Consider the following 13,336-nt stretch of genomic DNA (forward strand, 5'->3'; position numbering starts at 1 on the left):
GAAGTCGATGAAGCGCTACGGTGGCCGACGTGAATACCGCCTCGGCAGCGTTCCTCGCGACCATCCCCAGTCCCGACCAGGGCGTCTGGCATATCGGGCCGGTCCCGATCCGTGCCTACGCGCTCTGCATCATCGCCGGCATCATCGTGGCGATCTGGCTGGGCGAGCGGCGCTGGGTGAACCGCGGCGGCACGAAGGGCACCGTCATCGACGTCGCCGTCTTCGCCGTGCCGTTCGGCCTGGTCGGCGGGCGGTTGTACCACGTCATCACCGACAACCAGCTGTACTTCGGCGAGGGCAAGAACCCGATCAACGCGCTGAAGATCTGGGACGGCGGCCTCGGCATCTGGGGCGCCATCGCGACCGGCGTCGTCGGCGCGCTGATCGCCTGCCGCCGACGGGGCATCCCGCTGCCCGCGATGGCCGACGCGCTCGCGCCCGGGATCGTGATCGCACAGGCCATCGGGCGGCTCGGCAACTACTTCAACCAGGAACTCTACGGCGCGCACACCGATCTGCCGTGGGGACTGGAGATCTACCAGCGCTACAACCCGACCAACCCGGACGACTTCCTGAACGGCATCGCGATCGGGCACGTCCCGCTGCCGGACAGCCCGGTGCACCCGACGTTCCTCTACGAACTGATCTGGAACCTCGGTGTCGCGCTGCTGATCATCTGGGCGGACAAGAAGTTCCGCCTCGGCCACGGCCGCGTGTTCGCGCTCTACGTCGCCGGGTACACCGCCGGCCGGTTCTGGATCGAGATGATGCGGACCGACACCGCGAACCACATCCTCGGCCTGCGGGTGAACGTGTGGACCTCGATCCTGCTGTTCGTCGCGGCGGTCGCGTACTTCGTCCTGGCCGCCAAGCGAGGGCCGAGGGAGGCGCCGGAAACGCTGTGGAGCAAGGACGTGCCACGGGAAGAGGCTTCTCCGGAGCCTTCCGAAGAACATGCCGACGTGGCCGCGGCTCCGGACACCGTCCGGGACTCGGCCGCCGACAAGGCGACCGAGGATCCGAAGCCCGAGGCGGAGAAGTAGCGCTCCGCTCTCGCCGTCGAAGTACGTGAAGGCCCCCTTCCCTCGGCTCAGCCGAGGAAACTCGACCTTCACGCCTCGCCCGACCAGCCCCAGCCCCAGCCCCCAAGTCCGTGAAGGCCCCCTTCACGGACCTCACGGCCCAGCACGTCAGGGGGAGACCAGGCCCCGTCCCGTCACCAAGGGCAGGTCCAGCGCCGTCAGCAGCCCCGGCGGAGCCGCCACCACCGCCGGGATCGCGTTCACCAGCCGCATCGCGGTCGCCTTCAGCCCGGCCGTGTTGTGGTCGCCGTCGGTGCCGACCAGGCGCAGGTCCACCACGTAGTTCGGCTCTCCGGTCACCTGGACGCGGTAGCAGCCCTGCCCGGTCGGCTGCGGCCAGTCCGGCCCGAGGTCGCCGCGCAGGCGCGTGACGTGCTCCAGCACGCACACCGCCCGCCCGCCGCGCATGCCGCGCACTTCGAACCGCAGCGCCGCCGCAGTCCCCTCTTTGATCGTCCCCGAAGCGATCTCGAACGTCTCCGGGGCCGGAAGTCGGTCGTAGACCTCCTCGACGGAGTCGAGTTCGACGTCGAGTCCCGCCGCGAGCTGCCGCACGACACTGCCCCAGGCCAGCGACAGCACGCCGGGCTGCAACAACAGCGGCAGGTCGTCCATCTCGCGGCCGAAGCCCATGATGTCGAACAGAACCTTGCCGTTGTCGTACGTGGAGTAGTCGAGGATCTCCAGGCAGCGCACCTCGTCGATCCGTTCGCACACGCCGGTGAGCACGAGCGGTAGCCAGTCGTTGGCGAAACCTGGGTCGACACCGTTGACCCACAGCGAAGCGCCGCCTTCGCGGGCTGCCTCCCGGATCGGCTCGATCATCTCCGGGGGGACGACGCCTTCGGGGTACTGGAGGAACACCGGGCTGCTGGACACCACGTTGATACCCGCGCGCAGGAAGCGTTTCAGGTCCTCGACGGCCTCTACGAGCCGGTCGTCGGCCATCGCCGTGTAGACGACACAGTCCGGCTTCAGCGCGATGAGCGCGTCCGCGTCGGTCGTCGCGGAGACACCGAGCGGGCGGTCGAGTCCGGCCAGCTCCCCGGCGTCCACGCCGGCCTTGTCCTCGCTCGAGACCCAGACCCCGGCGAGTTCGAGGTCGGGGCGGGCGTCGATCCCGGCCAGCGCGTGGCGGCCGACGTTCCCGGTACTCCACTGGACCACGCGCACGGCGTCGCCTCCTACAGATCGGGCAAGCCCAGTTCCAGGTTCGGGGCCTGCAATCCACCATCGACTTCGATGATCTTGCCGGTGACGTACCGGCCCGCCCGCGACGCCAGGAACACGACGGTGGCCGCGATGTCCTCGGCCTCGCCGATCCGGCGCAGGGGAGTGGCGGCCTCCATCCGGCCACGGAGTTCGTCGTTGCCCACCACCACTTCGAGCGCGGAGGTGGCCACCGAGCCGACCGAGATCCCGTTCACCCGCACCTTCGGCGCGAGGTCGGCCGCCGCGAGGCGGGTGTAGTGCGCCAGCGCGGCCTTCGCCGTCCCGTACGCGGCGAAGCCCCGGCCGGTCACGCGGCCCATGACCGACGAGATGTTGACGACCGATCCGCCCGACTCCAGTAAGGACGGTGCCGCCGCGACGGTCAGCGCGTGCGCGGTGGAGACGTTGAAGCGAAAGGCTTCTTCGAGGAACTCGGCGGTGGTTTCCAGCAGTGGCCGGGGATAAGTGCCACCGACGTTGTTGACCACCAGGTCGAGCCGCCCGAACTCCGCCGTCGCGATCCTCGCCAGTTCGCCCGCGGCGGCCGGGTCGCTCAGGTCGGCGGGCGCCACGTGGGCGCGTCGGCCGGTGGCGGCGACCAGGGCCGCGACGTCGTCGAGCTGGGTTTCGGTGCGGGACGAGATCACTACGTCGGCGCCGGCTTCGGCGAGCGCCACGGCCGTCGCCGCGCCGATCCCGCGGCCGGCGCCGGTGACCACGGCGACCTGGTCGGTGAGCCGGAAACGGTCCAGGATCATGCGCGGAACTGTAACACGTTCTAGTGTGTCGGGCCCTGCTTCGCCGGGAAGAGGGCCCGACGCGAGCTAGCCGTTCACGATGAACACGTGCCGTCGCGGAGTGCTGGCACTGCCGTCCGCGTTGGTCGAGGTCACCTCGATGTTGTGGTAGCCGGCCTTGTCCGGAGTGAGCGAAATCGTCGCCGTCCCGTTCTGCGCGAGTACCGGGACGGCCTCGCCGTAGTCCACTGTGTACACGAAGCCCGTGACGCCCGGCCGCGTCGACGTGAAGGTGAAGTCGCCGGGCACGCCGACGCCGCCGCCCGGCCGGTCCGCCGGATACGTGGAGCTGGAGACGGTCGGTGTGCCGTTCCCGAGTTCCACCATTCCGTCCCAGCGCTCGGACGTCCAGCCTTCACGGGTCCGGCCCGAAACGGTCAGAGAGGCCCAAGGCCGGGCCGGGGTGACCGTGACCGTCGCCGCGCCGTCCGGTCCGGCGGGAACGACGACATCACCGGCCGCGCCGAAGTTGTAGACGTACTCGACGACGCCGGGCATCGCGCCGGGGGTGAAGTCGAGCCGCACCGGTTCGCCCGCGTTGACGTCGACGACATCGAATCGGACACCCGGCTTCGAAGACCGGGCCGAGAAGCCGTAGTGCGTGCCCGGGCCGAAGTTGCTCGCCCGGTCGACCGGCCACACCCTGAAGGCGTCGAACGGCTCCGCCGGCGTGTACTGGACGGTGGCCACGCCGCCGGGGCGGTCCGCCGGGACGTAACCGTTGCCGGTGGCGAAGCCGATGACGTCCTGATCGCCCTTGGCGTCGATCGTGAACTTGCCGGGGACCCCCACGAAGCCGTGGGGCGCGCCGTCGTTCGGGTAGTCCGTGGACGTCACGACCGGTCCGGTGGAGGGGGCCACCCGGTCCGCGATGAAGGAACAGGGCGCACTGGCGGGGCCGGTCAGCCCACTGTCGACACTGTCGACACCCTGCATCGTCCATTGGTACACGCGGCCGTCGGTGACGAAATCGGCAGGGAGCCGGAACAAGGCGTGGTGCGGTGCCGTGGTGGCGGAGTCCGGACCCAGTTCCCGCCGGTTCGCGGGATCGTCGACGGGCCAGATCGTCACCTTGGCGGCGACCGGGGACCGGTCCGGATCGTCCACTACGCCGGTGATCTGGACGGGGTTGTCCGGCGTGTACACCGGGTCCGTGCCACAGGGTCGGTGGCCGACCATCAGGTTCGCCGGGGCCGACGGAGGCCGGTTGTAGTCGAGGTGGAGCTGTAGACGGTTCGCGACGCGCCTGCCGTAGGACGGGTCGAACCGGCGATCGTCCGGCATCCGCAGGGTGAAGGTCACCGACTCCGCGCCCGCGGCGAGCGCGGCCGAGACGGCCTGCGCCGCGTCCCATTCGACGCGGTCACTCAGGCAGCCTGCCGGTGCGCCGGGCCCTGGGAGCTTGACGCGTTCCTTCGGCTGACGCAACCAGGTCGGTGCCGTCGCCGGGTCGGTGACCCACATTTCGGTCGCGCGCGGCTTGGCGCAGTCGTTGGCGGCGGTCTCGGTCGCGTAGGCCTCCGCGTGTCCGACAACGGCGCCCCGGTACGGGCGTAGGTCGAAGGTGAAGTACGCCTTCGAAGCGTGGAACCCGCGGTCCTGCCACGCGCCCACCGGAACGTCCTTCCCGGTGGTGGTGAAGGTCTTCGTCGGCGACGACACGTCTGTGTGGACACCCTGAGACGACTCGGAGGTCTCGGTGGTGGCCGATGCGGGCATGGCCGTGAGCAGTGCGGAGAACGCCACTGTGGCGGCTCCGAGCAGGACGGGTCTTCGAGCGATTTTGATCAACGATCCCCCTGGTGAAGTGATGATTCCACCGGCTTGTCGATCAAGGGGGCGGGCAAGTTACCGCGACGGGCGGAATTGGGCCGGACGGCTCAGCCGGGCTCCAGGATGCGGAAGCCGTCCGGAGTGACTAGGGTCGCGTCACCGCGTCTCGTGACATCCCGGAACAAGACATATACTTAGCGGAACGAACTACTGTGACCTCATCAGGAACTGTGTCGTTCCGGGCGTCCATATCGTTACCCATCGAGGGGCTTTCGCGCCCACCGAACTGATGCCGACGTGTTTCACAGGTGTTAAAGTCGCGCTAACGAACGGGCCATCGTCGTCCCGTGCGCATTCCCCCGGCCGGCCCCGTCCGGCCGCTGAGCACAGACGACGAAGGAGGTCCCTTCATGATCTTCTCCGCCATTCCAGGCAAACAGGGCCTTTACGATCCCGAATCCGAACAGGACTCCTGCGGTGTGGCCATGGTGGCCGACGTCCGCGGGCGGCGCTCGCACGGCATCGTCACCGACGGCCTGTCCGCGCTGACGAACCTCGACCACCGTGGTGCCGCCGGCGCGGAGCCGACCAGTGGCGACGGCGCGGGCATCCTGGTGCAGCTCCCCGACGAGCTGCTGCGCGCGGAAGTGGACTTCATCCTGCCCGAGGCGGACGCCGACGGTCACCAGACCTACGCGACCGGGATCGGTTTCCTGCCCTCGGACGGCGAGGAGCGGAACAAGGCCGTCGCCCTGATCGAGCGGATCGCCACCGAAGAGGGCCTCGACGTCCTCGGCTGGCGCGAGGTCCCGGTGTACGCCGATCGTGCCGACATCGGCCCGACGGCGCGTTCGGTGATGCCGCATTTCACGATGCTGTTCGTCGCCGCCCACGAGACCGGCGGCCGACACCCCGGCGGCCTCGAACTGGACCGCCTCGCCTTCTGTCTCCGCAAACGCGTCGAGAACGAGAGCGTGACCGCGGGCTGCGGCACCTACTTCCCGTCGCTGTCCTCGCGGACCATCGTCTACAAGGGAATGCTGACCCCCGAGCAGCTCCCGCTCTTCTTCGCCGACCTGACCGACACCCGGCTCACCAGCGCGATCGCGCTCGTGCACTCCCGGTTCTCCACCAACACCTTCCCGTCGTGGCCGCTGGCGCATCCGTTCCGGTTCGTCGCGCACAACGGCGAGATCAACACCATCCGGGGCAACCGCAACCGCATGCGCGCCCGTGAGGCGCTGCTCGAATCGGACCTCATCCCCGGCGATCTGACCAGGCTGTACCCGATCTGCTCGGCCGACGCGTCGGACTCCGCCTCGTTCGACGAGGTGCTGGAGCTGCTGCACCTCGGCGGGCGGTCGCTGCCGCACGCGGTGCTGATGATGATCCCCGAGGCGTGGGAGAACCACACAGGGATGGACGCACAGCGTCGTGCGTTCTACCGGTTCCACGCGAGCCTCATGGAGCCGTGGGACGGACCGGCCTGCGTCACCTTCACCGACGGCACGCTCGTCGGCGCGGTGCTCGACCGCAACGGCCTGCGTCCCGCCCGCTGGTGGCGCACCGCCGACGACCGTGTCGTCCTGGCCAGTGAGGCCGGGGTGCTCGACGTGGCCCCCGAGGACGTCGTGGCCAAGGGGCGTCTCAAGCCCGGCCGCATGTTCCTGGTGGACACCGAGGCGGGCCGGATCGTCGACGACGAAGAGGTCAAGTCGGAGCTGGCGAAGCAACTCCCGTACGAGGGCTGGCTGCACGCCGGTCTGCTGCAGATCGCCGACCTGCCCGACCGCGACCACATCGTGCAGAGCCACGATTCCGTGCTGCGGCGCCAGCTTTCCTTCGGCTACACCGAAGAAGAGCTGAAGATCCTGCTCGCGCCGATGGTGGTCAAGGCGGCCGAGCCGATCGGTTCGATGGGGTCCGACACCCCGCCCGCCGTGCTGTCGCAGCGTTCGCGGCTGCTCTACGACTACTTCAAGCAGAACTTCGCGCAGGTCACCAACCCGCCGCTGGACGCGATCCGCGAAGAGCTCGTCACCTCGATGAGCCGGATCATGGGCCCCGAGCGGAACCTGCTCGCCCCCGGTCCGGCCTCCTGCCGTCACGTGCAGCTGCCGTATCCGGTGATCGACAACGACGAACTCGCCAAGCTGATCCACATCAACGACGACGGCGACCTCCCCGGCTTCGCGTGCAGTGTCCTTTCCGGACTGTACGAAGTGGACGGTGGGGCCGACGCGCTGGCGTCCGCGATCGAACGGGTCCGGCGTGAGGCCTCCGAAGCGATCGCGGCGGGCGCGCGCACGCTCGTGCTGTCCGACCGTGACTCCGACCATCGCATGGCGCCGATCCCGTCGCTGCTGCTGGTCTCCGCGGTCCACCATCATCTGGTGCGTACCAAGGAAAGGCTCCGCGTCGCGTTGGTCGTCGAGACCGGCGATGCCCGCGAGGTTCACCACATCGCGTTGCTGCTCGGATACGGCGCCGCCGCGGTGAACCCGTACCTGGCCTTCGAGACCATCGAGGACATGATCTCGACCGGCGGCATCACCGGGATCGAGCCCGCCACCGCGCTCCGCAACTACGTCAAGGCGCTCGTGAAGGGCGTCCTGAAGATCATGTCCAAGATGGGCATCTCGACCGTCGGCGCGTACACCGCGGCGCAGGTCTTCGAATCCTTCGGCCTCGCCCAGGATCTTCTCGACGAGTACTTCACCGGGACGTCGTCGAAGCTCGGCGGTGTCGGCCTGAGCGTGCTTGCCGAAGAGGTCGCCGTCCGTCATCGCCGCGCGTACCCGGACAACCCGACCGACCGGGTCCACCGCGGACTCGAGACCGGCGGCGAGTACGCGTACCGCCGCGAGGGCGAGCTGCACCTGTTCACCCCCGAGACCGTCTTCCTGTTGCAGCACGCGACGAAGACCGGCCGGGAAGAGGTGTACAAGCAGTATTCCGACGAGGTGCACCGTCTCTACCGCGAGGGCGGCGCGCTGCGCGGGCTGTTCTCTTTCCGCGCGGGTACCCGCGAACCCGTCCCGCTGGACGAGGTCGAGCCCGTCGAGGCGATCTTCAAACGTTTCAACACCGGCGCGATGTCCTACGGCTCGATTTCGGCCGAGGCACACGAAACGCTCGCCATCGCGATGAACCGCATCGGCGGCCGCTCCAACACCGGTGAGGGCGGGGAAGACCCCGAACGGCTCTACGATCCGGCGCGGCGCAGCGCGATCAAGCAGGTCGCGAGCGGCCGGTTCGGTGTCACGAGCGAGTACCTTGTCAACGCCGACGACATCCAGATCAAGATGGCGCAGGGCGCGAAGCCGGGTGAGGGCGGGCAGTTGCCGCCGAACAAGGTCTACCCGTGGATCGCGCGCACGCGGCACTCGACGCCCGGCGTCGGGCTGATCTCGCCGCCGCCGCACCACGACATCTACTCGATCGAGGATCTCGCCCAGCTGATCCACGATCTCAAGAACGCCAACGAGAACGCCCGCATCCACGTGAAGCTGGTTTCCTCGCTCGGCGTCGGCACGGTCGCGGCGGGTGTGTCGAAGGCGCACGCCGACGTCGTGCTGATCTCCGGCCACGACGGCGGCACCGGCGCCTCCCCGATGAACTCGCTCAAACACGCGGGGACACCGTGGGAGATCGGGCTCGCCGAGACGCAGCAGACGTTGCTGCTCAACGGTTTGCGCGACCGGATCACCGTGCAGGTCGACGGCGCGATGAAGACCGGCAAGGACGTCGTCATCGCCGCGCTGCTCGGCGCGGAGGAGTACGGCTTCGCGACGGCGCCGCTGATCGTCGAAGGCTGCGTCATGATGCGCGTCTGCCACCTCGACACCTGCCCGGTCGGCGTCGCGACCCAGAGCCCGGAGTTGCGCAAGCGGTACACCGGCCAGGCCGACCACGTCGTCAACTACTTCCGCTTCGTCGCCGAAGAGGTCCGGGAAACGTTGGCGGCACTGGGTTTCCGCACCCTCGACGAGGCGATCGGGCACGCCGAGATGCTCAACACCGACGACGCGATCGAGCACTGGAAGGCCTCCGGCCTCGACCTCTCGCCGATCTTCGAGATGCCGACCGAGACTCCGTACGGCGGGGCGAAGCGGCGCACGCGGACGCAGGACCACGGCCTGGAGCACGCGCTCGACCGGACGCTGATCCAGCTCGCCGAGGCGGCGCTGGAGGACGCGCATCCGGTGCGGCTCGAACTGCCGGTGCGGAACGTGAACCGGACCGTCGGCACACTGCTCGGCTCCGAGATCACCCGCCGCTACGGCGGTGAGGGCCTGCCGGAGGACACGATCCACGTGATGCTGACCGGTTCCGCCGGACAGTCGCTCGGGGCGTTCCTGCCGCGCGGCATCACGCTCGACATGGTCGGCGACGCGAACGACTACGTCGGCAAGGGCCTTTCCGGCGGGCGGATCATCGTGCGCCCGCATCCAGACGCGAAGTTCGCCGCGGAAGGCCAGACCATCGCCGGGAACACCCTTGCTTACGGCGCCACCGGCGGCGAGATGTTCCTGCGCGGCCAGGTCGGCGAACGGTTCTGCGTGCGCAACTCCGGTGCCGTGGTCGTCGCCGAGGGCGTCGGCGACCACGCCTTCGAGTACATGACCGGCGGGCAGGCCGTGGTGCTCGGCCCGACCGGGCGCAACCTCGCGGCGGGGATGTCCGGCGGCGAGGCCTACGTGCTCGACCTCGACCGGGGCAAGGTCAACGAGGAAATGGTCGACCTGCTGGCCCCGTCCTCGGAAGATCTCGCCTGGCTCAAGAAGACCGTGCAGAAGCACTACGACCTCACACGCTCGGCCGTGGCCGCGTCGCTGCTCGGCGACTGGCCCCGTCGCTCGGCGGCGTTCACCAAGGTGATGCCCCGCGACTACCAGCGTGTCCTTGACGCGGCGAAGGCGGCGCGTGCCGCGGGCCGCGACGTCGACGAAGCGATCATGGAGGCCGCTCGTGGCTGATCCGACGGGTTTCCTGAAATACGAACGCGAAGAGCCGAAGAAGAAGTCCAAAGACGACCGTCTCGCCACCTGGGGCGAGGTGTACGCCGACGTGGAGCCCGCCGAGCGCAACGAACAGGTGCGCGAACAGGCGACGCGGTGCATGGACTGCGGCATCCCGTTCTGTCATTCCAGTGGTTCCGGCTGCCCGCTGGGCAACCTGATCCCGGAGTGGAACGACCTGGTGCGCCGCGGCGACTGGGCCGCGGCGAGCGACCGGCTCCACGCGACCAACAACTTCCCCGAGTTCACCGGGAAGCTGTGTCCCGCGCCGTGCGAGGCGGGCTGTGTCCTGTCGGTCTCGCCGCTGTCCGGCGGCCCGGTGGCGATCAAACGCGTCGAGCAGACGATCGCCGACCAGTCCTGGGAAGCGGGCTACGTGCAGCCGCAGATCTCGGAGGTCTCGTCGGGTCAGCGGGTCGCGGTCGTCGGCTCCGGCCCGGCCGGGCTCGCCGCCGCGCAGCAGCTGACCCGCGCCGGCCACGAGGTGACCGTCTACGAACGGGACGACCGGCTCGGCGGCCTGCTGCGGTACGGCATCCCCGAGTTCAAGATGGAGAAGAAGGTCCTCGACCGGCGGCTCGCGCAACTCCGCAAGGAGGGCACGAAGTTCGTCACCGGCTGCGAGGTCGGCGTCGATCTGACCGTCGAGGAACTCCGCGCGGGCTACGACGCGGTGGTGCTCGCCGTGGGCGCGCTGCGCGGCCGCGACGACACGACCACGCCCGGTCGCGAGCTGTCCGGGATCCACCTGGCGATGGAACATCTGGTCCCGGCGAACAAGTACGTCGAGGGCGACGGCCCGTCGGCGGTGGACGCGGCAGGCAAGCACGTGGTCATCATCGGCGGCGGTGACACCGGGGCCGACTCGTACGGCACCGCGACCCGTCAGGGCGCGCTTTCGGTGACCCAGCTGGATCAGTACCCGACGCCACCGTCCACAAGGGACGACGAGCGGTCGCCGTGGCCGACCTGGCCGTACATCCTGCGCACGTACCCCGCGCACGAAGAGGCGGGCGAGCGCAAGTTCGCCGTCGCGGTCACCCGGTTCATCGGAGACGACGACGGCAACGTGCGCGCGGTCGAGATCCGGCAGGTCCGCGTGGTCAAGGACCCCGAGACCGGCAAGCGCATGGTGACCCCGGTCAACGACGAGGTCGAGGAACTGCCCGCCGACCTCGTGCTGCTCGCGATCGGATTCGAGGGTGTCGAGCACATGCCGCTGCTCGACGGGCTCGGGCTGTCGCTGACCAAACGCGGCACGCTCTCGTGCGGCGTGGACTGGCAGACCTCCTCGCCTGGCGTCTTCGTCTGCGGCGACGCGCACCGCGGTGCCTCGCTGGTGGTGTGGGCCATCGCCGAGGGGCGCTCGGTGGCGAGCGCGGTGGACGCCTACCTCACCGGCGCGTCGGACCTGCCCGCTCCGGTGCACCCGACGGCGCTGCCGCTCGCGGTGGTCTGAGCCCGGACAGCGTCGGGGCTCGTGAGTGGTAAGGACGGTTCTCTTGAGGGGTAAGTCGAACGTGTTGTGGCGCGGGGTCGGTGTCGCTCCCGCGTAGGCGTTCTCCTGGTAGTGAGGCCTCGTTGCCTACTTTGACGGTAGTGAAGGAGTCTTTCGCTACCGTCGGATGTGATCCCTGGTGACAGTGGGACGGCTGTGACCTCGGCGGCCTGGGGACGTAACTCGGGAGTGCGGAGTCTGAACACGCGAGTTACGACTCTGAACACGCGAGATCAGGGTCTGAGCACGCGAGTGCGGTGTCGCGTCACCCAGCCACCGTCTCGCCCCGAGACACGCCACGTTTGCCTTACCCCTCAATAACCGTCCTTACCACTCACGAGCCCCAAGACCAACGTAAGGCACGCCCCCACCCAAGGTGGAGGTCCGGGATCAGGCCACGGTCCGACGCGGTAGGGCGGCCGGTCAGGCCAAGCTTTTCCGCATGAGAAAAACGTTGGCGATACTGGCTTTCCTGCCACTGACCATGGCCGTCCCGGTGACCGCCGAAGCGGCTCCGGCACCGAAGTGGACGTCACCGTGCCCGGACTACGGCATGACGCCCTCACCGACCGCGGGCCTCGAATGCGCGAAACTCGAGGTGCCGCTGGACTACGCCGACCCCGGCGGGCGCACCATCGAACTCACCGTCTCCCGTAAGGCGAGCACCTCGTCGAAACGCCGTGGCGTGCTGCTGATGAACCCCGGCGGCCCGGGGAGCCCCGGCCTGGCGATGCCCGCGCAACTCGCGCAGCGACAGGGCCAGTCCGGCTTGCTCGACAGTTACGACGTCATCGGTTTCGATCCGCGCGGCACCACCTACAGCACGCCGGTGACGTGCGACCTCACCGAAGAACAGCGGTTCATCCTCACCGGCCCGTACGCGGACGGCCCGCGTGACGTCGCCGAGAAGGCGGCGAAGTCCCGTGTGGTGGCGAAGCAATGCGCCGAGTCGAAGACGGCGGATCTCCTGCCGCGGATGACCACCGCCAACACCGCGCGCGATATGGACCGGATCCGCGAGGCGCTGGGTGAGCGGAAGATCTCCTATTACGGCGTCTCGTACGGGAGTTATCTCGGTGCTGCCTACGCCTCGATGTTCCCGGCGCGCACCGACCGGATCGTGCTGGACAGCCTTACCGGCCCGAACGGCCTGGACGTCCGGGCGCACCAACGCTTCGCGGAAGGTTTCGACGACCGTTTCGGCGACTTCACGGCTTGGGCGGCGGTGCGGGACGACGTCTACCACCTCGGGCGGACACAGGCCGAGGTGACGGCGAAGTTCTTCGAGCTGGTGGAAAAGCGCCCGGGAATCCGAAGCGACACTTGGGGAGCCCTGTACGACGACGCGAACTTCCCCGGTCTCGCCGAGCAATGGTCCGCACCGGCGGTGAAGGCCCAGGGCGGTCCGCTCGACGGTGACAACCACGCCGCGCTCCAGCTCCAGGTGCTGTGCAACGACTCAGACTGGCCGGAAAGCGTGCGGTACTACCAAAAGGCGGTCGAACGGGCCCGCGTGACGCATCCGATGTTCGGTCCGGCCGCGGCGAACATCACGCCCTGCGCGTTCTGGCCGGTGGAGCGCCGCGAGCCTTCGGTGAGGATCCACGACCGCGGACCGTCGAACATCCTGCTGGTGCAGAACCTCCGCGACCCGGCGACGCCGCTGGTCGGCGCCCGCGAAATGCGGTCGGCGCTGGGCGCGCGGGCGAAGTTCGTCACCGTCGACGCCGGCGGGCACGGCGTCTTCACCAAGGAGAACGCCTGCGGGAACGACACCGTCGTCCGCTATCTGCGGGACGGCGTCCTCCCGGCCGCCGATTCGCACTGCCGCTAGGCCGATTGGCCGATATGTCGCCACGGATGCGGCCGAACGGGCGCTTGTACGCCTGGTAGCAGGACAAATACTTTCGAAATGTCGTGCAAGTCATACGGCAATTCACCGGTGGTGAAAGG

7 protein-coding genes are annotated in these 13,336 nt (G+C 68.9%); 4 read left to right on the top strand and 3 right to left on the bottom strand.

The window, feature by feature from the left end; translation table 11 throughout:
• Positions 1-20: 20 nt before the first annotated feature.
• Complete coding sequence (lgt, locus tag DL990_RS24040; RefSeq protein WP_199746571.1) at positions 21-1,043, top strand: prolipoprotein diacylglyceryl transferase; 1,023 nt, start codon at positions 21-23, stop codon at positions 1,041-1,043.
• 147 nt (positions 1,044-1,190) lie between these two features.
• Here the strand turns inward: lgt and DL990_RS24045 are convergent, their stop codons facing one another.
• The 3 genes from DL990_RS24045 to DL990_RS24055 form a co-directional block, all read right to left on the bottom strand.
• Complete coding sequence (locus DL990_RS24045) at positions 1,191-2,255, bottom strand: diacylglycerol kinase (protein ID WP_125799977.1); 1,065 nt, start codon at positions 2,253-2,255, stop codon at positions 1,191-1,193.
• A gap of 11 nt (positions 2,256-2,266) precedes the next feature.
• Positions 2,267-3,052 carry an SDR family oxidoreductase gene (locus tag DL990_RS24050; protein WP_125799978.1) on the bottom strand — a complete coding sequence of 262 codons (786 nt, stop codon included), beginning with the start codon at positions 3,050-3,052 and terminating at the stop codon, positions 2,267-2,269.
• Positions 3,053-3,118: 66 nt separating this feature from the next.
• Complete coding sequence (locus DL990_RS24055; protein ID WP_125799979.1) at positions 3,119-4,882, bottom strand: hypothetical protein; 1,764 nt, start codon at positions 4,880-4,882, stop codon at positions 3,119-3,121.
• A 392-nt stretch (positions 4,883-5,274) separates the two neighbouring features.
• Here DL990_RS24055 and gltB point away from each other — a divergent pair, with 392 nt between their 5' ends.
• The 3 genes from gltB to DL990_RS24070 all read left to right on the top strand — a co-directional run bounded on the left by gltB (position 5,275) and on the right by DL990_RS24070 (position 13,217).
• On the top strand, positions 5,275-9,843 hold the full coding sequence (gene gltB, locus DL990_RS24060) for a glutamate synthase large subunit (RefSeq protein WP_125799980.1): 4,569 nt from the start codon (positions 5,275-5,277) through the stop codon (positions 9,841-9,843).
• On the top strand, positions 9,836-11,344 hold the full coding sequence (locus DL990_RS24065; RefSeq protein WP_125799981.1) for a glutamate synthase subunit beta: 1,509 nt from the start codon (positions 9,836-9,838) through the stop codon (positions 11,342-11,344). The genes gltB and DL990_RS24065 overlap by 8 nt, the downstream gene beginning before the upstream one ends.
• Before the next feature lie 481 nt (positions 11,345-11,825).
• On the top strand, positions 11,826-13,217 hold the full coding sequence (locus DL990_RS24070) for an alpha/beta hydrolase (protein ID WP_199746572.1): 1,392 nt from the start codon (positions 11,826-11,828) through the stop codon (positions 13,215-13,217).
• Positions 13,218-13,336: the final 119 nt, after the last annotated feature.

Origin of the sequence: Amycolatopsis sp. WAC 01416 (assembly GCF_003947485.1) — a bacterium.
Lineage (GTDB): Bacteria > Actinomycetota > Actinomycetes > Mycobacteriales > Pseudonocardiaceae > Amycolatopsis.

Excerpts from the sequence above, each read along its gene's own strand:
- DL990_RS24070 (WP_199746572.1), top strand. The coding sequence starts at position 11,826 with ATGAGAAAAACGTTGGCGATACTGGCTTTCCTGCCACTGACCATGGCC.
- DL990_RS24050 (WP_125799978.1), bottom strand. The coding sequence starts at position 3,052 with ATGATCCTGGACCGTTTCCGGCTCACCGACCAGGTCGCCGTGGTCACC.
- gltB (WP_125799980.1), top strand. The coding sequence starts at position 5,275 with ATGATCTTCTCCGCCATTCCAGGCAAACAGGGCCTTTACGATCCCGAA.